Source organism: Edaphobacter flagellatus, assembly GCF_025264665.1.
GTDB classification, from domain to species: Bacteria; Acidobacteriota; Terriglobia; order Terriglobales; family Acidobacteriaceae; genus Edaphobacter; species Edaphobacter flagellatus.
This window is the reverse complement of record NZ_CP073697.1, coordinates 3,773,425-3,794,015: the sequence shown is the minus strand read 5'-3', so window position 1 is coordinate 3,794,015 and position 20,591 is coordinate 3,773,425. Positions and strand designations below refer to the sequence as shown.

General features: G+C 55.8%; 17 protein-coding genes. 11 read left to right on the top strand and 6 right to left on the bottom strand.

Annotation, left to right across the window (positions count from 1 at the left end):
- Window positions 1-172 precede the first annotated feature (172 nt).
- Window positions 173-1,090 (top strand): cupin-like domain-containing protein, encoded by a 918-nt coding sequence (locus tag KFE13_RS15820; protein WP_260704221.1) that lies wholly within the window; start codon window positions 173-175, stop codon window positions 1,088-1,090.
- 329 nt (window positions 1,091-1,419) lie between these two features.
- Here the strand turns inward: KFE13_RS15820 and KFE13_RS15815 are convergent, their stop codons facing one another.
- Window positions 1,420-2,619 carry a type II secretion system F family protein gene (locus KFE13_RS15815; RefSeq protein WP_260704220.1) on the bottom strand — a complete coding sequence of 400 codons (1,200 nt, stop codon included), beginning with the start codon at window positions 2,617-2,619 and terminating at the stop codon, window positions 1,420-1,422.
- A gap of 148 nt (window positions 2,620-2,767) precedes the next feature.
- Window positions 2,768-3,154, bottom strand: a complete 387-nt coding sequence (locus KFE13_RS15810) for a HesB/IscA family protein (protein ID WP_260704218.1) — start codon at window positions 3,152-3,154, stop codon at window positions 2,768-2,770.
- Window positions 3,155-3,353: 199 nt separating this feature from the next.
- Between KFE13_RS15810 and KFE13_RS15805 the strand changes: the two genes are divergently transcribed.
- A complete protein-coding gene (locus tag KFE13_RS15805) occupies window positions 3,354-3,530 on the top strand; it encodes a hypothetical protein (protein WP_260704216.1) in 177 nt (58 codons plus the stop codon).
- 169 nt (window positions 3,531-3,699) lie between these two features.
- Window positions 3,700-3,972 (top strand): hypothetical protein, encoded by a 273-nt coding sequence (locus tag KFE13_RS15800; RefSeq protein ID WP_260704214.1) that lies wholly within the window; start codon window positions 3,700-3,702, stop codon window positions 3,970-3,972.
- A 101-nt stretch (window positions 3,973-4,073) separates the two neighbouring features.
- On the opposite strand, the gene gnd is transcribed toward KFE13_RS15800, so the two are convergent.
- Both gnd and KFE13_RS15790 read right to left on the bottom strand, forming a co-directional pair.
- A complete protein-coding gene (gene gnd / locus KFE13_RS15795) occupies window positions 4,074-5,534 on the bottom strand; it encodes a decarboxylating NADP(+)-dependent phosphogluconate dehydrogenase (protein WP_260704211.1) in 1,461 nt (486 codons plus the stop codon).
- A gap of 201 nt (window positions 5,535-5,735) precedes the next feature.
- Window positions 5,736-9,161, bottom strand: a complete 3,426-nt coding sequence (locus KFE13_RS15790; protein ID WP_260704209.1) for a TonB-dependent receptor — start codon at window positions 9,159-9,161, stop codon at window positions 5,736-5,738.
- A 576-nt stretch (window positions 9,162-9,737) separates the two neighbouring features.
- On the opposite strand from KFE13_RS15790, the gene KFE13_RS15785 reads away from it, so the two are divergent.
- Entirely contained in the window at window positions 9,738-10,994 is a 1,257-nt protein-coding gene (locus tag KFE13_RS15785) for a dipeptidase (protein WP_260704207.1), read from the top strand.
- 77 nt (window positions 10,995-11,071) lie between these two features.
- On the opposite strand, the gene KFE13_RS15780 is transcribed toward KFE13_RS15785, so the two are convergent.
- Together KFE13_RS15780 and KFE13_RS15775 are read right to left on the bottom strand one after the other, a co-directional pair.
- Window positions 11,072-11,554, bottom strand: coding sequence for a Rid family hydrolase (locus tag KFE13_RS15780; RefSeq protein WP_260704205.1), 483 nt, complete (start codon window positions 11,552-11,554; stop codon window positions 11,072-11,074).
- Window positions 11,555-11,572: 18 nt separating this feature from the next.
- Complete coding sequence (locus KFE13_RS15775; protein WP_260704198.1) at window positions 11,573-13,159, bottom strand: flavin monoamine oxidase family protein; 1,587 nt, start codon at window positions 13,157-13,159, stop codon at window positions 11,573-11,575.
- A gap of 357 nt (window positions 13,160-13,516) precedes the next feature.
- Here KFE13_RS15775 and KFE13_RS15770 point away from each other — a divergent pair, with 357 nt between their 5' ends.
- The 7 genes from KFE13_RS15770 to KFE13_RS15740 all read left to right on the top strand — a co-directional run bounded on the left by KFE13_RS15770 (window position 13,517) and on the right by KFE13_RS15740 (window position 20,574).
- Window positions 13,517-14,233: a gluconate 2-dehydrogenase subunit 3 family protein gene (locus KFE13_RS15770; protein ID WP_260704196.1), complete on the top strand. Its 717-nt coding sequence runs from the start codon at window positions 13,517-13,519 to the stop codon at window positions 14,231-14,233.
- A 36-nt stretch (window positions 14,234-14,269) separates the two neighbouring features.
- Window positions 14,270-15,841, top strand: coding sequence for a GMC oxidoreductase (locus KFE13_RS15765; protein WP_260704194.1), 1,572 nt, complete (start codon window positions 14,270-14,272; stop codon window positions 15,839-15,841).
- A gap of 110 nt (window positions 15,842-15,951) precedes the next feature.
- A complete protein-coding gene (locus KFE13_RS15760) occupies window positions 15,952-16,605 on the top strand; it encodes a cytochrome c3 family protein (protein ID WP_260704192.1) in 654 nt (217 codons plus the stop codon).
- 80 nt (window positions 16,606-16,685) lie between these two features.
- Entirely contained in the window at window positions 16,686-17,015 is a 330-nt protein-coding gene (locus KFE13_RS15755) for a PadR family transcriptional regulator (RefSeq protein ID WP_260704190.1), read from the top strand.
- Entirely contained in the window at window positions 17,012-17,731 is a 720-nt protein-coding gene (locus KFE13_RS15750) for a hypothetical protein (protein WP_260704189.1), read from the top strand. Before KFE13_RS15755 ends, KFE13_RS15750 begins: the two co-directional genes overlap by 4 nt.
- Entirely contained in the window at window positions 17,716-18,234 is a 519-nt protein-coding gene (locus KFE13_RS15745) for a (2Fe-2S)-binding protein (RefSeq protein ID WP_260704187.1), read from the top strand. The genes KFE13_RS15750 and KFE13_RS15745 overlap by 16 nt, the downstream gene beginning before the upstream one ends.
- A gap of 12 nt (window positions 18,235-18,246) precedes the next feature.
- Window positions 18,247-20,574, top strand: a complete 2,328-nt coding sequence (locus KFE13_RS15740) for a molybdopterin cofactor-binding domain-containing protein (RefSeq protein ID WP_260704186.1) — start codon at window positions 18,247-18,249, stop codon at window positions 20,572-20,574.
- Window positions 20,575-20,591: the final 17 nt, after the last annotated feature.

Sequence of the window (20,591 nt, the reverse complement as noted above, 5' to 3'; positions counted from 1 at the left end):
GAAGGTTCGGGGCCCTTCGAGCACGTTCTGTTCCATTTAATCGCGCCGTCACTGCATGATCGCACGACTTTCGGTGCAGAGAATCGGCTTAACAAACCTCCTGCGGCTGTGAGAAAGTATCTGCACATACCTCCCCGGGCTCTGCACGTGATTTCTGCAAGGAGAGTACGTTATGCCTGTACTTACAGAGGCTACCGCGCAAACGATCGTTCCGAGCGAGGACTTCCCAAAGAAGTTCAACCGCGAAGCCTTCATGTTCCATCACAAGCTAGCCGAGAATCCTCTGTTTACGCTACCGCGGCTGATGGAACTGGCCAAGGAGACCCAGCGGACACACAAGCAGGATCTCTACTACGATGCGGGCAAGGACGTCGCCATCGGCGCTCGCTGGGATGAGTTTTCGCCGCCGCCGCCGCTTGAGGATGCGCTGGAGCGCATCGAGCATAATGGCGCGTGGATCGCGATTCACCAGGCGCAGCACGATCCCGAATATGCCGCGATTTATGACCAGTGCATGTCGGAGTTCTCAGATCTGAGCGGCGTCGACTTCAAGAAGGTGATGCGCGTTCAGGATGCGCTGATCTTCATCACCTCGCCGAATCGCGTGACAACGTACCATATCGACCGCGAATGCAATTTTCTGCTGCAGATTCATGGCACGAAGATGATCCACATTTTCGACAGCAAGGACAGCGAAGTGCTGCCGCAGGAAGAGATCGAGCGGTTCTGGACGGTCGACAACAATGCTCCGCGCTACAAACCGGAGCTTCAGGATCATGCGACGAGCTACCATCTGGAGCCTGGCAATGGAGTTCATCTTCCGGTGAACTGGCCGCACTGGCTGAAGAACGACAACAATATCTCGGTTTCGCTGAGCGTGAACTTTACATGGAAAGATTCGGAGCGTGGGAACATCTACCGCGCTAACCACTATCTGCGCCGCTTCCTGAAGATCAATCCTCGGCCGCCCTTTGAGTCGCCGCTGAGCGATGGCTTGAAGAATGTCTTTATGTCGATGACGTATAACCCGGCTCGTGCGGCGAATCGGTTTATGCACAAGCTGAAGGGAGATCCGATCCGGGCGCGGTGACCCCCTCCCCCTGTTTTTCGCAAAATATTCATTCCATAAGGTTTAGGCCCTAACCTTAAGGGTAAAATATTCAAAACAGGTGAGTTACGGCTAAAGTATTGATTTCAAAAGACAAATCCCCAGCATGGCGCTGGGGATTTGTTTTGCCTACTGGTTAAAGTGTAGCAAAGTCACAGAAACTAACCGGCACTTTTTCCTGAGTTTATTTGCTTTGGAATGTGTGGTTTACGATTTGAGGGGGCTTGACACTTCCTACGAGGAAAATGCTCGGTTCCTCGGCTTTTCGCCCGGGATGACCTGTCGCAAAGCTGTACGAGGCGATGGGTTGTTTAGTTGGTCATGCCGTTGGCGCCGAGGCTAAAGATGGGCAGATAGAGCGCGATGAGGATGGTGACGACGACGATGCCCATGACGACGAGAATGAGCGGTTCGATGAGGCTCATCGCGGCGGTCAGGTTGGTCTGGACGTCTTCTTCGAAGAATTCTGCGACGGAGTTGAGCATCTGCGGAAGAGCGCCGGTGGATTCGCCGACCTCGATCATCTCGATGGAGAGCTCGGGGAAGGCCTTCGTTTGTTCGAGGCTGCGGGCCAGGCCTTTGCCTTCGCGGACGGTTTCGACGGACCGAAAGACGGCATTGGCGACCTGGCGGGAGTCGATGGAGCGGGCGGCGGTTTCGAGCGACGGAACGAGCGGCAGGCCGCCGGTGAGGAGCGTCGAGAGTGTTCGTGAGAAGAGGCCGACCTGGTACTTCAACCAGACGGGGCCGAAGACGGGGAGGCTGACGCGAACCTTATCGATTGCGGTTGCTCCAGCGTCTGTCTTTGTCCAACGGTAGAAGAGAAAGAGCAGAGCACCCAGAACAACGGCGACATAGATGCCGTAGTGCTGTGCGTTGTGGCCGAGGTCGAGCAGGAAGACGGTCAACGCGGGCAGCTCTGTACCGAGCTGTTCGTAAAGCTGGGCAAAACGCGGGACGACGAAGGTGATGAGGAAGATAAAGAGCGCGATCACCATGACGATGAGCAGCGCAGGATAGATCAGGCTGGCCTTGAGTTTCTTGCGGAAAGTCAGAGAGACACGCTGGAAGTTGAGGTAGCGCTCCAGCACCTCTTCAAGGTTGCCTGAGCGTTCGCCGGCGAGCAGCGTGGTGGTATAGACGACGGGGAATCCGCCCTGGGCCTCGAAGGCCTGCGAGATGGATTCGCCGGTTTTGACGCGTGTGGCCACATCCTCCAACTGGGCGCGGAAGTGGGGCGATTTCTGGCGTCTGCCGAGGAGCTCGAGCGAGCCCAGGATGGGGAGTCCGGCGCGGATGAGGGTAAGGAACTGCTGATTGAAGATCAGAAAGGTTTCGAGATTGACCTTCTTGCGTCCGGCGGAGGCCAGGGCTCCGCGCGCCTTGACGGAGTAGACGTAATAACCGGCCTGCGTGAAGCGCGCCCGGAGCTCTTCGGCGGTCGCCGCGGTGTGCGTCTGCTCCTGCACACGCCCTCGTTCATCAGACAGCCTGACTACAAACTCATTCATAAGGGTGCGGAAGACTCCTGCGCGCCAGCCTTTGCCTGACTCAGTTCAATCTTAGACGTTCCGGCGGCGGATTCGCAGCTTCCTACTTGTAGACAGCAAAAGCCCCGGACGGTGCCGGGGCTTTTGAAAGTAGCTTGTTTGCGGGAGCTTAGACGCTGAAGCTCGAACCGCATCCGCAGGTGGACTTGACGGCAGCGTTCTCAAACTTGAAGCCGGCGGCCTCGAGGGTTTCGACATAGTCGACCGTGCAGTTGAGCAGATACATGGCGGAGGTGGCATCGACGAAGACCTTCAGATCGTCGAATTTGTAGACCTTATCCATCATGCCGGCCTGGTTCTCGAACGACATGGAGTACTGGAAGCCGGAACAACCGCCGCCGACCACACCGATCCTGAGCCCGGCGGGGACTGGGTCCTGCGTCGCCATAATGTCTTTGACCTTGGCGATTGCCGCGGGGGTAAGGGTTACTGGCTGCGTCGACGCGGGAGCACCAGTAACAACTTCAGGAGTAGGGGTAACGGCTGCAGTAGACATCGAATCTCCTTCTTTCAGACCTCTTAAGTGTAAGCCCGCCGGTTTCGATGCGGCAAGCTCAAAGCCGCGGCGGGACGTCACCTGGCTTCCCGCCTATTTGGTTTAGATGCATCGATTCGTGGCCGGATTCAGAAGAGAGCGGTTTCCCTGTTAGGATCAAAGGCGGTCAAGGATGTTTTTGCTGCCCACCGATAATGCTATGAAACCACTGCTCTTTTTGGCGAATGCCTTCATTAATACGTTTGGCATTACGCAGCCCAGCAAGGAGGCAGCGGAGCAGTCGGCCCGGTTTATCGCGGCCCTGATTGGACTGGTGATTCTGATCGTGGTGGGTGTGGCATTGGCTGCGTTGTATCTACTGGCTCGTCACCCGTGATCAGCGGAGTGACCACCTGCCGAAAAAGATTAGCCGAGAGTTTCCAGACAGGCGTATGATTCGGACCGGACGGCCTCCGCTGCCATCCGAGCCTGCTGCCGGCCCGCCAACAATGCCAGCGGGAGTTGCCCAATGTTGTCGACCCCATTGAGGGCGGAGGAACATTGTTATGAGTGCAATACCCGTGATGCTCATCATCTGGGGAGTAGTGGCAGCCTGTTTTCTCGCACTACTCGCATACCGCGGCCAACTCACTCGCTATGAGGAAGATCAGCTCTTCCTGAGCGACACCGAATCCAACGAACAGCACGAACAACTCGAGATCGTACGCAGAGTCAACCAGATTCAACCCATCGTTCGCGCCCTGGGAGTTGCCGCAGCAGCGATGACCGTTGCGATTGTCGGCATCTTTACTTACGACGCATGGCAGCGTTTGCAATAAACGTTGTGTTGTTTTAAATACCTCAGAGCCCCCAGGTATGTGACATAAGAAAGGGCGAGCCGCCTGGCTCGCCCTTTCTTATTTTTCTTTTGCGATCCTTGTTATGCGTTGTAGGTGGTGGAGGAGACACGGCCTCCGCGTCCCGTCCAGTTCGTGTGGAAGAACTCACCGCGAGGCTTGTCTACACGCTCGTAGGTGTGCGCACCGAAGAAGTCGCGTTGCGCCTGCAGAAGGTTTGCGGGAAGGCGTTCGGTGCGGTAGCCGTCGTAGAAGGCGAGAGCTGTCGAGAAGGCCGGGGTGGGAACGCCGATCTCGATGGCATGGATGATGGCTTTACGCCAGGACCAGCCGTACTTGTTGAGCGCGCCGGAGAAGAAGTCGTCGAGCAGCAGGTTCTGCAGCTTCGGGTTCTTGTCGAATGCAGCCTTGATATTGCCGAGGAAGACGCTGCGAATGATGCAGCCGCCACGCCACATGAGCGCGATGCCACCCATGTTGAGGTCCCAGTTCTGCTCCTTCTCGATGGCGCGGAGCAGCATATAGCCCTGCGCGTAGCTGACCATCTTGGAGCAGTAGAGTGCGCGTCGGACGTCCTCGATGAATTCCTTCTTCTCGGAGACGGTGAGCACCTTCCTGGGTCCGTGGAGGACCGTTGAGGCGGCGACACGCTCGTCTTTGAGAGCGGAGAGGCAGCGTGCGAAGACGCTCTCGCCGATGAGAGTGACGGGTTGGCCGAGGTCGAGAGCGGAGATGGCTGTCCACTTGCCGGTTCCCTTCTGGCCGGCGGTGTCGAGGATCTTGTCGATGAGCGGCTTACCGTCGTCGTCCTTCTTGGAGAAGATTTCGGCGGTGATCTCGATGAGGTAGCTGTCGAGCTCGCCTTTGTTCCACTCGGTAAAGATGTCGGCGAGTTCGTCGGCGGTGAGGCCGAGGGCCTCGTGCATGAGTTGGTAGGCCTCGCAGATGAGCTGGATGTCGCCGTACTCGATGCCGTTGTGCACCATCTTGACGTAGTGACCGGCTCCATCCTGGCCGACCCAGTCGCAGCAGGGGGTTCCGTCTTCGACTTTGGCGGAGATGGCCTGGAAGATCTCCTTCACATGCGGCCATGCCGCGGGATTTCCGCCGGGCATGATGGAGGGGCCGAAGCGCGCGCCCTCTTCTCCGCCGGAGACGCCAGTACCGACGAAGAGAATGCCTTTTTCGGCGAGCTCCTTGGTGCGGCGGTTCGTGTCAGTGAACAGCGAGTTGCCGCCGTCGATGATGATGTCACCCTTCTCGAGATATGGGAGGATGTGGTCGATGGTCTGATCGACGACGTCGCCAGCCTTGACCATCAACATGACGCGGCGGGGGCGCTTGAGGAGCTTGCAGAGCTCTTCAGCCGAGTGAGCACCGACGACCTGGGTTCCTTTGGCCTCGTTGTTGATGAACTCGTCGACCTTCGAGGTCGTGCGATTAAAGACCGCAACCTTATAGCCATGGTCATTCATATTTAAAACAAGGTTTTGACCCATGACAGCCAAACCTACCAGACCGATATCACACGTACCGTCAGCCATTCACTTTTCTCCAATAAAATCGCGCCCCTCGCGTAGGGACCGAAGTAAATCTGCACAAGAAGACGTTAGACGAGATTTGGGCTTAAAACTGCCCGGTCTGGCCTTTTTATCACACCGAGATGACGACCGAATAGTGAGCGATTTAAACAGGACGGCCCGGAGCCCCCTGGGAGGGTGCTCCGGGCCGCCGTCGATCAGCAGTTAGAAGTAGAACCTGCCACCGAGTTGGACCAGACGCGGGAAGCCCAGAGTTCCGCCAATCTGGCCTGCGCCGGAGTTGTACTTCGGAGCTCCGTTGGTGTAGCTGCCCACCGATAGATTCGGGGTCGCAAACTGAGGCGTGTTGAAGGCGTTGAGCGCCTCAGCACGGAACTCGGCATGCATCCGTTCGGTGATGCGGAAGTCCTTGTTCAGGGAGAGATCCGAGTTGACGTAACCGGGACCATAGCAGTTGCTGGCGCGTGGGGCTGTTCCAAAGGCATACGGCGCGGTGATGCTGTAGGCCGCCGCATTGAAGTAATTGTTCAAACGACCTTCGGGGCTGCCCGATTTGCAGGGGTTCATTCCTGGGATCAGACTGGGCCGCTGCGTGCCGTTGCCGTAAGAGCTGTTGCCATTGGATTGCGTAATGGCAAGAGGCCCACCGTTCTGGATTACGGTGATGTCGTTGAACTTCCATCCGCCTACAGCCAGATCGATCCAACGATTGACACCGCTGAGGAACTGCTTGCCTCTGCCGAAGGGAAGCTCGTACGTTCCGGCGAACGAAACGCGGTTTGGGATATTGTTTGTTGCGCGTGCGTACTCCGGACCGAGGTTGTAGATATCCTGAGGGCCATTGTTGCCGGAATTGAGGGCGTTGGATGAGCCATAGGCGCCCCAGATGTTGTCCCAGTTTGAGGACCACGTATAGGCGGCCAACAGTGTGACGCCTCTGCTAAATCGCTTTTGCACCTTGAGGTCAAGCGAGTTGTAGCTCGACTTGCCGGTGCTCTGCGCCATTGTGATTCCCTGGTACTGCGGGAATGGAAGCAGCGTCTGGTACTGGCTGACGGTGCCAGTTCCCCATGAACCAAGCCCAGCATAGGGATTCGCCACCTTCGTGTTCAGAGCTGAACCTAAAGAATATTGATTGTCAGGAAGCTGATTAATGTTGAGGCTGTTCGGAAGATTACGACCATGGCCACCGATGTAACCAAGTTTGAGCGCGATCCCCATTGGGAACTGGTGCTCGAGTTGCAGAGAATAGCTCTGGAAGAGTGGTGAACGCCTGTACTGATCGATCAAAGACAGCGTGGTTCCGATGTTGGTGCTGAGGCCATTCGCGTTTCCTGTCGGCGTTGTCTTGATGTTCGGGTAAGGATTGCTCAGGCTAATCGTTGGCGTTCCGCTTTGTGAGGGAATCGCATTTGTCAGGATATAACCGGGTGCGTAGGTGTTGGTATTGCTGTAGTACAGCGGCGCGTAGAAGAGTCCATACCCACCTTTGAGCACGGTGTCGTTATCGACCGAATACGCGAAACCTACGCGCGGGCTGTACTTGCTGCCCATGTTGCCGGTGTTGGTGCCGTATCCGTTCTGGCCTGCGAATTCGACGCCGCCCTTGGCCTGTACTCCGCTGTTGAAGGCGTTGTAGGTGACATTTCTGTCGAAGCCGACGGAGATATTGTTGTTCCGCTCATGGATGCCGGGCTCAAACTCGTAGCGGAAACCCAGGTTGAATGTGAGACGGGGTGTGAGCCTGAAGTCGTCCTGCAGGTAAACCGCCTGGTAGGCCGTGGTGTACGCAAGCTTCGACGGAACAATGAGCTGTCCGGTGGTTGGATAGCCTTGCAGAATGTCTGCGGCCGCAGTTCCTGAAAGATTGTTGAAGTTGAACCAGCCCGATGTATCGCTCAAGCTGGTGAAGGTCACACTGATAGCGCGGTAGTTATAGCCTGTCTTGATGTTGTGCTTCCCCATCGTCTTGGCTACACCGACCACAAAGTTGCGAGAGAAGAAGACGGCAGGGCCGGAGTTGGATGTGCCTTCGTTGGAGAGGGTGGTCCCATCGGTCGTAATACGCGGAAACGCCTTCTTGGACTGGGCGTTAATGTAGTAACTCGGAAAGCCCAGGGTGGATTGATCGAAGCCGTTGCTGATGTCGAGTGTATTGTTCGGGAAACGGTTGAAGCCGAAGCCTACCGTCAATACAGTCGTCGGATTCACGGTGACTGTGTTCTGAATGCCGACGGCGTCAACTTTGCGGTAGAGAAGGTAGGAGCCGGAATAGCTGGCCTGCGTTTGCAGCGGATTGCCGCCTGGTTCCTTGCTGCCGTAGTGAAGGTAGTAGAAGTCGGAGAGCCACCATGAGGTGAACTGATGCGTCAGCTTTCCGTTGAACTCGTCGGCGCGGTCGCCCAACGTATCTCCGCCGTTGAAATTGTTCACACCAACACTGCTAATGTTGGTGTTCGGAACCGGATATGCCTGCAATATCTTCAGGCCGATCGGGTTGATGTTCGTAATTTTGTTACCCGGATAATAGGCACCAGTGGCAAGATTTTTGATGCAAGTGCCGGAGGCGCACTGTCCTGAGGGTGTCACCGTTCCGATCTCGGAGAAGTCGCCGGTGCGCTGCAGTACCGTGGGGACAACAAAGCCTGTCTGGTTAACAAATGGGGAGCGCTGCCGGTAGCCCTCTTCTGTAACAGCGAAGAAGGTTTTATCTCTTCCACCTAGCCATCTGGGAAGCGGAATTGGCCCAGAGAGGCTGCCTACGTAGGAATAAAATTCCGCAGCTCCTCTTGGGGTTCCCGTTTGATTATTGAAGAAGGTATTCGCTCCCCAGTTGGTCTGACGCGTCTCTCCCTGCAGTACACCATGGAGAGAACTCGATCCGGATCGGAGTGTGGTGTTGAACATACCGCCGCTGGTGCGGCCGATCTCGGCGTCGTAGGTGTTTGCCTGAACCTTGACTTCCTCGACTGCTTCAATGCTGGGGATGATCACGGCCCGATTGGCAAAGTCGGTAATTGGCACACCGTCGATCGAGTAGTTATTCGAGCTCATAGGACCGCCGGCGATCGAGATTGTCGATGAGCCGCTCTGGTCCTGAAAACGCACAAAACGTGGATCGCCGGTCGCTGTGACTGCATTGTCAAGCTTGGAAAACAAAAATGGATTGCGGCCTGGATTCGGCAGATTCTGCAGCTTCTGCGCATCGATCATCTGGCCGCCGTAAGACGTTGTATTGTCTACGACGGGGTCGAGGGCGATCACTTCGATGCTTTGCGAAGTGGAGCCCAGCTCCAGTTTGACGTCGTGCGCGATCGTATTGCCGGCGTCCACGATAATGCCGTGGGATTCGACACGCTTGAATCCATCGCTTGTGATCACAATGGAATATTTGCCGGGATCCACAGCACTGAACGCAAACTCTCCCGACCCATTGGTGGCCGTGGTGCGCGTGATTTTTGTGGCTTCCGATGTCAAAACGATGCTGGCCTTCGGGATACCTGCCCCCTGGCTGTCCATCACGAGGCCACGTATCGCGCCATAGTTGGACTGAGCTACTGCTGCTGATGCAATGCATAGCAAGATAACGAGTGGGAGCAATCGAACAATTTTTTCTAAGAAGCGATGCATAAATACGGCCTCCAGCGGATCACAATGTCGGTCACAGAGACACTTCGGGTTAACGGCCTGTGCGTTCAGGTCGTAGCGACGGAATAGAAATAAGCGCTAACCGGCGAGAGAAGCGTATTCAAAGATCGAGCGACAGCCTTGCTGTGCGGACCTTTGTCTGCATTTCCTGCCTGCGTCAACGTTTGTTTGTATCTGCTTATCTGCTGTAGATCACGACGGGGGTCTCTACAACCTTCTCCGACTGCATCGTCAGAGGTACAACAGGCTAACTACAAAATTTAGCGAGCATTTTGGGTTGCTCTTTTCTAAGGGTTTTGCCTGCAACACGGAAGCTAGTACACCTCATCCGGGCTGAGAGCAGGGCTCTCAACAAATGTGGCGATAGCTTGTCGTTATGGGTTGAGACTAGCCGAGTGACTCTAGGGTGTCAACATAAAATTCACATTTCGCCAGCGTTCTTCATGATTGCATGCGATGTCTCTTCTTTTCGCATTTCTGCGGCTTGAATTAGAGCCACTTCGCTAGTTTGCGGTTATTGTGGAAAGAATAAGCTCACTTCAAACGATGAGGTTCACCGTGCCGTTCTCACGCTACGTGTCCTGCTTTGCTACGCTCACACTGCTTACGCTTCCACTTGCTGCGCAACAACATAAAGTTACTCAAGCCGAGGTGGATCGCATAACGCGCGAGGCCATTCTTATCGATACCCACGATGATGTGACTTCGCGCACTGTCGAGGGCTATGACATCTCCACCCCGAATAAGCACGGACAGACAGACCTGGCTCGCATGAAAGGCTTTCTTGGCGCGGAGTTTTTTGCGGTGTATGTGGGGGCCGATTATGTGAATGGCAACCATTCGGCTAATCGCGCTCTCCAGATGATCGACACAGTGCGCACGGACATCGTCGCGGCGCATCCGAATGAGTTTGTCTTTGCGACCACAGCGGATGATATTGTTCACGCACATAACGAGCATAAGATTGCTGCCCTAATGGGGATCGAGGGCGGGCACGCGATTGAAGATTCGCTTCGCCTGCTGCGCGACTATTATGCGCTCGGTGTTCGCTATATGACGTTGACGCACTTCAACACGAACAACTGGGCCGATTCGCAGGGAGATGCGGATAATCCCAAGGTTGCACACCACAACGGATTGACCCCGTTTGGGAAGGATGTGGTACGGGAGATGAACCGGCTGGGCATGATGGTCGACATCTCGCACACGGCCGACAAGACGTTCTGGGATGCTCTGGAGACATCGTCGGCTCCGATTATTGCATCGCACTCAGGTTGCCGCGCCGTCGCAAGCTATACGCGCAATATGACCGACGAGATGATCAAGGCGCTGGCCGCAAAAGGCGGTGTTATGCAGATCAACTTCGGGTGCGAGTTCCTTTCGCAGCGATACTTCAATGAATCGAAGCCGCTGCAGGCAGCCATGCGCGAGCAGTATATGGCTGCGATGAAGATCGAGGATCCAACCGCTAAGGCCGCCGCCATTGAGAAGCTCCGTGCCGATTTCGCAGAGAAGCTGCCGCCAGCAACACTGGCAGATGTTGTTGCGCAGATTGATCACGCGGTAAAGACTGGCGGGGTGGACCATGTAGGCATTGGCACGGATTTTGATGGCGTGGGTTGTGTGCCACCGGATCTCGATTCCTACAATAAATTTCCTGCGCTTACACGCGCGTTGCTGGAAAAGGGCTACTCCGCCGACGACATCAAGAAGATCTACGGCGGCAACTTGCTGCGGGTGATGCGCGCGGTGGAACAACGAGCGAAGGAATTGAGCTCGACGCCAGCAATTCACTCAGACATATCCAAGAAGTAGCATCGTTATGAGTAGAAAAATTGCCTATGCATAAAGGGACCCAATTGGGTCCCTTTTATATCGTTTCGCTGTTGGATCTATTTGCTTTTGACGGCTATTACTTCGATCTCCAGCAGCGCCCAGGGTGCGGCGAGTGCAGCTACCTGAAAGGCCGACCGTGCTGGTTTGTTCGGTTGCTCTTTCGTGCCGAAGAACTTCACATATTCCGATTGCATCCCCGCAAAATCCAGCTTGCCGGTCTTTGGGTCGGGGCCAAGAAAGACGGTCATCTTAACGACGTCTTTCATATCGAGCCCCTGCTCCTGTAAAGCTGCCTGAATTTTCGCAAAGACGCTGGCTGCCTGCACTTTCGTATCACCGTATTCTGCCTGTGTGCCTTTAGCAGGATCAGCAGGCTTTACAGGTGAGGCGAGCTGACCGCTTAGATAAAAAGTGTCTCCAGCCCATACACCTTTGGCGATGGCCGCCTTATCGTCTTGAATATGCTTTACAACGGTCTGCGCCTGTATGGACAGAGCAGACCCTGTCATGATCGTTAGAACTAGTATTGCTTTCCTCATGGACCAAAGCTCCTGTCGTTATGCGGTAACTGCGTTGCGGTGGTTGCCTCCAAGGCGTGCGGCTTTCACCTTGTCGCTGATCATCTGTACGGCACGGCGGCCACTCAGCGCAGCTCCCTCTTGCCAGCCAACGACGTGGCTGGTGTGATCACCGGCAAAGTAGATGGGACCATCCGGTTCTGTAATGACGTCATAGTCCGCTTGAGAGAGCATGCCGATCCATGAGCCTTCATTCCACTTGATGTGTTTCCAGCCACAGTAGATGGGTTTCTCAAGCTCCTTGCCATGCCCGGGATGGAGTTTCTCAATGGATGCGCGTGATGCTTCAAATTTCTGCTGCAAGGAAAGTTTGTCGAAGCCTTCGTTCGTCTCATCCATGTAACCGGCGACGACGATGCCTCGCTCGGAGAACAGATTGGCACTGGGATACCAGATCGGGCTTGGCCCCTGCGAAAGAAAGGACAGGCCGCCGTAGATGTTGTAGTCCGTTTCCCAGAAGCGGCGCGACTCCCACGGGACCTTGCAGGAACCCCGGTAGGATGCTCCTCCACGATCGACTGCGCCTTTGTGCGCCGGGTCCAGGTCTGCTTTGATCTTCGTGAGGATCGATAAAGGCATGGCGCACACTGCGTAGTCGGCCTCAATGTACTTGGTCGTACCGCCTTTGCTATAGCCGACTCGAACGCCCTTTGAGGTCTTCGCGATCTCCGTTACGGGAGCATCATAGACAACGGTCGAGCCGAGTGCCCGCGCGAAGGCGATCGAGATCTGCTGCATACCATTAACAGGCTGGAACATCGTCGCCTGCCAGTCCCAAGCCTCTTCGTAGAGCTCGGCCCCCCAAAAATTCGCATCGAGTAAGTCGTGCATGCTTAGCGGATGATCATCCACCTGCATCGTCTGCGGCCCTGCGCCGGGATAACGCTTGATATCGGCGCGATCCGATCCTACATATTTGCCGCTCTTATCCAATGGACCATAGATTTTGAGGACATCGATTATGCGCTGCCTGTCCTCGGTACTGAGCTCCTGATCGAGAGCGCCGCCCGCAACGGCTTTTGAAAGCAGCTCGCTGACGTGGCCACGGGTATCGTTGATCGCCTTGCGCTGCAGTACGGGCTTACCGCCGTTCACCTTGTCGTTTTGCAGCAGTGTAGAACGCGATGTATTCACTTCGACTTCGAGCGGAACCTTGAGCTCACGACAATAGCCCAGCATGGTTCCATGCACCGAGGGTAGACGCGCTGGACCCATGTTCTGATAGAGCCCTTCGCTCCACGTAATCGGCTGCTTCGTACCGTCGACAAATTCAACGACATCCCCGTTGCGCGCGCTCCATGCGCGGCCGCCGGGACGGTGACGTGCCTCCAGCAGAGTTACATCGTAGCCGAGTTTTTTGGCCTCGTATGCGGTGACAAGGCCGCTCACTCCGCCACCGAGGACCACAATTTTTACGCCTTTACCGCTTCCCGGTGCCGCGGCGATTGCGGATGCAGTTTCCGCCTTCATCGGCATTAGCCCTAAGGACTGCATCGTTGTAAACGCAGCGCTGTAGCCTCCAGCCTGCCCGACACGCATCAGAAAATCGCGCCTGGTGATTCCCATTGAAAAGACACCTCGTACCGTAATAAGCGTTATTTAAAATAAGGTTGCCGTCTCGTCACCACCCATGGCAAACGCCAGGCGATGACAATATGGACTGCATACATAGAACGAACGGGATTTGCCAACTGGCGTCACGGCCAATGGGCTGAGAGGAAGAGTGACTGGATGAGTCGTTTCTTTCACTCTAACTCAAAAATTAATGGACGCCAGAGGAAAATCCGTACGCACTCATCACAATTCCCGTCCTCTCCTGATGCTTTGCCCAGAATTCACAAATTTGCGGATAAATTTATCCTCATTATCGCCGCTACCTGCGAGCGATTGACGTAGTTATCGGTAACCCGTAGGATTTCGCTCATGAGACGGCGTGACTTTGTAAAGGGCCTGGCAGTCGCTACGGCAACAGCGAGCACTGCGCTTGGAGAACAACAACCTGCACCGCAAACCCAGAATCCACCTGCTGCTGCACCCGCGGCCAGTCCGCAGGCGGTGTCTCGCGAACAGAGGATGGCGCAGTTCCATACGCCGAACATCCCGCTTTCACAGCCTGATGTTGTCGCCATAACGGACGTGCGTTACTTTACGCCGGTACGTTATGCCACCCTGCTTCACCTGTGCGAGATCCTGATGCCCGCTGGCGACGATTATCCGAGCGCCGTCAAAGCCGGCACACCGGAGTTTCTCGATTTCTATATTGGCGCCTCACCTGCTGCGCAGCAGACCATGTACAACAACGGCCTTGACCGTCTGAACGCCGACTGCATGAAGCAGTTCAACGTTCCGTTTGCGAAGGCCGATGCGAAGCAGGCCGACGCCGTGATTCGCCCGCACCTTAAAGGATGGATGAACGACCACCCGCCTCGCGAAGGTCAGGAGCGCTTCATCAATCTGGCTCACCGTGACATTCGGATGGCCACCATGAATTCACCGGCATGGGCTGCAGCGGCAGAAGCCGTGGGTGAGCGTACGCCAGGCGTGGGCCTGTACTGGTATCCGATCGAGCCCGGTATCGAGACATGGGTAAACCGCAGCACGCCCCATGCCGCATCGATGACTGCTCATAAGCAGGCATAGGATATTTCCCCCTCAGAGAGAAGGAAACAGAGAGACATGGCACAGAAGAAGGTGGACGTCCTGATCATCGGTTCGGGACATACTGGCGGCATGGCCGCAAAGATTCTGACGGAAAAAGGCATTGCCTGCACGATGCTGGATGCGGGACCGATGCTGAATTTCGAACGGTATCGCGAACTGAAGCCAGCGTACGAACTTCCCTTTCGCGGCTTTATTGCGCCCGGCCGTTTGCCGCATGTGTATCAGGCAAGTGAGTTTAATGCCAACTTCTGGCTGGATGAGAAAGCGAATCCTTATACTCATCCACCCGACCAGCCATACAACTGGGTTCGTGTGCGCAGCATGGGTGGACGCTCTCCTGTGTGGGGACGCCAGTCCTTCCGCCTGAGTGATTATGAGTTCAAGAGCAAGGACCATGACGGCTTCGGAGAAAACTGGCCGATCACGCTGAAAGATCTCGCACCTTACTATTCGCGCGTCGAAGAGATCTTCCGCGTGACGGGTCATACGGATAACCTGCCACAATATCCGGACGGCAACTTTATTGAAGACGATGCACCATGGTCTGGCGCCATGCAGCGCTTCGTCGATGCCGGCAAGAAGCTTGGCGTACCGGTCACGAAGCCGCGCTCGTCGCTCGGCAAGGATGGACTGGCATCATCGCTCAATCTGCTTCTGCCGGATGCGGTTGCTACCGGCAAGCTCACGACGATCCCGAACGCTATTGTGCGGAAGATCACGGTCGACAAGAAGACGGGCCTGGCCGATGGCGTCATCTTCCTCGATCGTCACTCACACCGGGAGATGGTGCTGAAGGCTCGTGTCGTCGTGGTTGCCGCCGGCACGCTGGAGACGACTCGCCTGCTGATGCTTTCGGAGATTTGCAATTCCAGCGGCGCGCTCGGCCATTACCTGACCGATCAAATCTATGGAGCAGGCATCATCTGCTCCGTTCCGGAGGCGCGTGATGGCAAGGCAACGCGTGGCCTGATGGGGGGCGGCGCTCTGATTCCTCGCTTCCGCAATCTGGAGACGAAGAGTAATGGTTTCCTCCGTGGCTACGCCGTCAATGTCTCGTGCAGCAACGGACCGTTTGACCCGCGCGCACTGCCCTACTATGGCAAGGAACTCGAGCAGAAGCTGCAGAGCTACAATGGCAGCCACTTCTCGACCAACATCATGGGCGAGACGCTGGGCCATTATGAAAATCACGTCACGCTGAATAAGCAGGTGGTCGATGCCTGGGGTATTCCGACGTTGAACATCTATACGAAGTACACCAGCAATGAAACCAACATGGCGAAAGACTATATCGACACCATGTCGGCCATGGCTGAGTCGGCAGGCTTCGATATTCTGGTGAAGAACTACGAGTTCAACCCGCCGGGTTACTCCATTCACGAGCAGGGCACGGCACGCATGAGCGACGATCCGAAGAAGGGTGTCGTCAATAAGTGGAGCCAGAGCCATGATATGAAGAACCTGTTCATTACCGATGCCAGCGTCTTTGTCAGCGCGGGATGGCAGAACCCAACAATCACCATGTGCGCACTTGCCATGCGCGCATCGGAATATCTGGCCGAGGAGATGCGCAAGGGCAACGTCTAACGCTCCTGCGCAGTCTGAACGAATCAAGGTGCCGTTTCCTCAGGGAGACGGCACGTATTTCTGAGGGTGGAGGTTTTCGCGTGCAGAGGTTCCTTCTAATATTTGCTCTGGTGTTTGGGTTCACTGCCGCAATCCATGCGCAGGACGCTGGCACTTCAGCACCTGCTGCCGCGAAGCCCTCTTCCGGAACGGCTCCGACTGCGACTGCCCCGGCACAACCCATCGCCTTCAATCACAAGCTGCACATTCAAACTGCGAATATGACCTGCAAAGACTGCCACGAACCGCGTGGCAATGGTTCGACGCTGGCCATACCTCAGCCCCCAAAGTGCATGCAGTGCCATGTCGGTATCGCAACCGATAAACCAGATATCAAACGTCTTGCTGAAGCCGCAAAAAATGAAGATCCGATTGAGTGGGTTCGCGTCTATCGTGTGCCCTCGTTTGTAACCTTCAGCCATAAAACGCATACCTCAGCAGGCAACAAATGCGAGGAGTGCCACGGCCCCGTTGCTGAGCGCACCGCGATCGCTCTTGAAAAAGATACCAGCATGGGGACCTGCATTGGATGTCATCAAGCCAAGGGAGCGCCAGCTACCTGCGACACCTGCCACGCCATCATGTCGAAGAACGGACACTCCCCCTTTGACGTGGATCGTTCGATTCTGGCCCGCCTTCGCCTCCAGCCGCGGGACAATCGATTCCACCCCGCCGCCCCCCAGCTCGCTGCGATTGCAAGCTTCCTGCACGCACCCACGTTGTAGCTACACAGCTTCCCACATTCAAAATGAAGTGACGAACGCTATTGACAGCGTTTCTCTATTACCAGCACAATGTGTAGCTAATGATCGGAGAGTTTGAATACGTCCTCCTCACTGCGGCTTCGTCCCTTGGCGACAATGCCTACGGCGCTGCGATCCGTGAACACATTGAAACTGTCACCACGCGACGCTGTTCCATCGGAGCGCTCTACACCACGATAGATCGCCTTGAGTCCAAGGGGCTTCTTACGACCTGGATGGGTGAAGCTACGGCGGAGCGCGGCGGCCGCGCCAAACGTATGGTTCGCCTGACTCCACAGGGCCAGTGCGCTGCAAAAGACTTCTATAACACCATCATGCGCGTTAGCCATAACGTGTCCTGGGCCTCTGAACGTGGAAAGGAGACTGCATGAGTCTGCCTTCTACTATTCTCGAAGCTACTTCGCGTTTGCTTACTCCGTGGGAGCGCGAGGCTGTTCTGGGTGATCTCGAAGAGATCGATGATACGGGATGGCACGGTGTTGCCGATGTCATTGGCTTATGCGCTCGTCGTCATCTTTCCATCTGGAAAAGCTGGAAACCATGGCTTGCGGCATTTGGCATTGCCATTCCATTCAGCCTTCTTCTTATGGGCCTTTCCATCTCCATCGCGCAGTCCTTCCAGCGATGGACCAGCTCCACGGCTCTTAGCGGAACACACCTCTCCCTTGGCCCGGGCTTAGCTTTGCTGTTTTCAAACCTCATCCTATTCATTGCCTGGTCGTGGACTGGAGCATTTGTCATCGGTTCGATCTCGCGTCGCACGGTCTTACTGAGCGTGGCACTCTCCTTTATGCCATGCACCTTCTGCCTTGCGCGCTTCCGCATTGAATCGCTCTCGCGATTTTGTCTTCTCCTCTTCATGATTCCAGCAGCATGGGGACTGATTCATGGAGTGCGCTTCGCCTATATTCGTCTTCGCTCAGCAATCTTTCTGGCAACGCTCATCACCGTGCTCACCATCCCCACCTGGAGCAGCAAAGGAGCCTGGCTGCCTAACTGGGCTCTGAGCTGGCCAGCATGGTATCTGGTGGCGACTGCCGCCCGCAAAACGCAATCGCTCAAGAGGTGGCCATGGCAGATAAGCTGACAGTCAATCTCAATGGGCATGATCGTGCGATCAGCTCTCCTCCCGAGACGCCACTTCTTTATGTGCTGCGCAACGAGTGTCATCTTACCGGTCCTCGCTATGGCTGCGGTCTGGCACAATGTGGTGCGTGTGCAGTGCTTCTTGATGGCGCGGAGATACGCTCTTGCATTACCCCTCTTGCGGCGGTTGCCGGCAAAAAAGTTACGACCATTGAAGGCCTCTCTGCCCTTTGGACACAGTCCAAAGGACTGCCTGCCAATACGGACACCCTGCACCCCGTGCAGCAGGCATGGATCGAGGAACAGGTACCACAATGTGGCTACTGTCAGAGCGGCATGATGATCGCAGCTGCCGACCTGCTCGCAACAAACCCAGCGCCAACCGTAGCCGAGATTAAGAACGCTTATACGAACAAGCCGCCATCACCGCACCTCTGCCGCTGCGGTACGTATGCCGCAATTATTCGCGCTGTGCAGCGCGCCTCCGCCGCCATGAAAACTTGACGAGGTATCGCCATGAATATCACGCTTCCCTCTTCGATTCCTTATTCGTCACGACTTCTGCTTCCGCGTCTCACACGTCGTGGCTTCCTTAAAAGCGGCGGCGTCCTTGTTGTATCGTTTGCTACACCACGTCTCTCGGCACGCGCGGACACTTCATCTCCTCTCTCCATTTCCATCGCTTCATGGCTCGAACTTCGAGATGACGGAACGATCATCGTCCGCACAGGTCGCACGGAGATTGGCACCGGCATGAGTGGGTACTACCCACAGGTCATCGCGGAAGAGCTCTGCGTGCACCCCAGTACGATCCGTCTGATTATGGGTGATACCGACCGCACGCCAGACGGCGGCTACTCTGCCGGTTTCCTTACAGGCGCAGACAATCTGCGCAAAGTCGGTGCTTATACCTATCAGGCTTTGCTGCGTCTAGCGGCAAAAAAACTGCGCACGCCCATCGAATCGCTCACTGTCGAAGATGGCATTGTCTCCGGCAATGGGCAGAAGATTCGTTATACGGATTTAGTCCGTAATCAACACCTCGATCTTACGATTCCCGTCTCGGGAGATCCTGCAGCGGTCGATTCCAAGTCGCCGAATGGTGTCGCAGGGTTGGACGGTCTCGTTGTTCTGGGCAATCCTCCGACGCGTCCGATGAGTCAATACAAGTTCATCGGCTCCTCGAACCCCATGCCTGGCATTCCTGACAAGGTGACAGGCAGGACACAATGGACTTGCGACGTTGCACTTCCAAACATGCTGCACGCCCGCATGGTACGCCCCTCTACGCTTGGCGGAACGCTTATCTCGGCAGGCAAGCTCGACAAAACAACCTTCCCCACGGCTCAGCTTGTAGTTAAGAAAAACCTTGTCGCCGTCCTTTCGCCAAACGAATGGGAAGCAATTAATGCAGCACAAACCGTTGCAGCCGATACCAAGTGGACCGAGTGGGCTGGCCTTCCAACAAGTGACAAGCTAACGGAGACTCTACGTAGTTATAAATGGGGTGCACCGTCTGAGGGCAAGGGTAATGCAGAGGAGACAGCAGCGGCATTCAACACGGCCGCGCAAAAGATCGACTCCTCCTACGAGCAGCCCTTCATGAAGCATGCCCCTATTGGGCCCTTCGTGGCTGTCGCCGATGTCCGTCCGGATGGCTCCGTTACGGTCTGGTCTCATTCCGCCAACTCACAAGGTCTTCGTGCGCAGATCGCCTATACGCTCTCAACTTCCATCGATAAAGTTGTCGTGCGCTGGCTTGACCACGCGGCACAATTCGGCCGTACGACGTTCGGTGGAGATGGCGCAGAAAGCGACGCTGCGATTCTTTCGCAAATAACCGGTCGTCCGGTGCGTGTGCAATGGATGCTGCCCGATGATCTCGCGTGGTCTGCGAACTCGCCCGGTTGGGCTGAAGATATCTCCTGCAGCCTGGACAGCAATCATCGCATCACAGCAGTGAAGAGCTCGTTTTATTCACTGCAATCGAATGACATGCGTATGGTCGGGGCCATCCTTGCAGGAATGCCAACTTGTAAACCGCAGAGCGGTTACTGGATTGCTACGGAGTGGCCCTACGATCGCATTCCACATCGTCGCGAAGAAGTGTACGGCATGCCGACACTCGGCTCCGATTCGCCAAGCGGCGTGGGTCTGCGCGGACTTATTATGCGCACTCCTGGGCAGCGTCAACAGAATTTCGCGCTCGAATCCCTCATCAACGAAGCAGCTGCAGCTACGGGTACCGATCCCATCGCGTTTCGGCTGGCACACACAACGGACCAACGGCTCATCGAGCTCATTCACGCTACCGCGAAGGCTGCCGAGTGGCAGTCACGTCCTTCACCAAACCCAGATGCGCATGGCAACAATGACCAACTGCACGGTCGCGGCATGTGCCTCATGGTTCGTCAAAACGCCTGCTGGGTAGGCATCGCTGAGATCATCGTTACGCGCTCCACTGGTGCTATTCAGGTTGAAAAGTTCACTATTGGTGCCGATCCTGGCAAGATCATCAACCCACGCCAGCTTGAGCGCTGCATGCTCAGCGGAGTCGTCATGGGGATAAGCGAAGCTTTGAAAGAAGAAGTTACCTTTGATACGGGCAAAATCACAAGCACGCTTTGGAGCAGCTACAAGATTCTCACCATGGCGGAGATGCCCGAAATCAAGACTGTACAGATATCCCACGATGACAAAGGCTACGGAGGTGGGTCTGAGGCTGCCAATGCTATCTGCCCGCCAGCAATCGCGGCGGCTTTCCATGATGCCACTGGAATTCATGCGCGACGTATCCCGCTGACGCCTGCCTATGTCAACCGGCTACTTCATGCTCGAGCTTGAGCTTTGTTCTGGGAAGC

Excerpts from the sequence above, each read along its gene's own strand:
- KFE13_RS15820 (WP_260704221.1), top strand. The coding sequence starts at position 173 with ATGCCTGTACTTACAGAGGCTACCGCGCAAACGATCGTTCCGAGCGAG.
- KFE13_RS15815 (WP_260704220.1), bottom strand. The coding sequence starts at position 2,619 with ATGAATGAGTTTGTAGTCAGGCTGTCTGATGAACGAGGGCGTGTGCAG.
- KFE13_RS15810 (WP_260704218.1), bottom strand. The coding sequence starts at position 3,154 with ATGTCTACTGCAGCCGTTACCCCTACTCCTGAAGTTGTTACTGGTGCT.
- KFE13_RS15805 (WP_260704216.1), top strand. The coding sequence starts at position 3,354 with ATGAAACCACTGCTCTTTTTGGCGAATGCCTTCATTAATACGTTTGGC.
- KFE13_RS15800 (WP_260704214.1), top strand. The coding sequence starts at position 3,700 with ATGAGTGCAATACCCGTGATGCTCATCATCTGGGGAGTAGTGGCAGCC.
- gnd (WP_260704211.1), bottom strand. The coding sequence starts at position 5,534 with ATGGCTGACGGTACGTGTGATATCGGTCTGGTAGGTTTGGCTGTCATG.
- KFE13_RS15790 (WP_260704209.1), bottom strand. The coding sequence starts at position 9,161 with ATGCATCGCTTCTTAGAAAAAATTGTTCGATTGCTCCCACTCGTTATC.
- KFE13_RS15780 (WP_260704205.1), bottom strand. The coding sequence starts at position 11,554 with ATGAGGAAAGCAATACTAGTTCTAACGATCATGACAGGGTCTGCTCTG.
- KFE13_RS15775 (WP_260704198.1), bottom strand. The coding sequence starts at position 13,159 with ATGGGAATCACCAGGCGCGATTTTCTGATGCGTGTCGGGCAGGCTGGA.
- KFE13_RS15770 (WP_260704196.1), top strand. The coding sequence starts at position 13,517 with ATGAGACGGCGTGACTTTGTAAAGGGCCTGGCAGTCGCTACGGCAACA.
- KFE13_RS15765 (WP_260704194.1), top strand. The coding sequence starts at position 14,270 with ATGGCACAGAAGAAGGTGGACGTCCTGATCATCGGTTCGGGACATACT.
- KFE13_RS15755 (WP_260704190.1), top strand. The coding sequence starts at position 16,686 with ATGATCGGAGAGTTTGAATACGTCCTCCTCACTGCGGCTTCGTCCCTT.
- KFE13_RS15750 (WP_260704189.1), top strand. The coding sequence starts at position 17,012 with ATGAGTCTGCCTTCTACTATTCTCGAAGCTACTTCGCGTTTGCTTACT.
- KFE13_RS15745 (WP_260704187.1), top strand. The coding sequence starts at position 17,716 with ATGGCAGATAAGCTGACAGTCAATCTCAATGGGCATGATCGTGCGATC.
- KFE13_RS15740 (WP_260704186.1), top strand. The coding sequence starts at position 18,247 with ATGAATATCACGCTTCCCTCTTCGATTCCTTATTCGTCACGACTTCTG.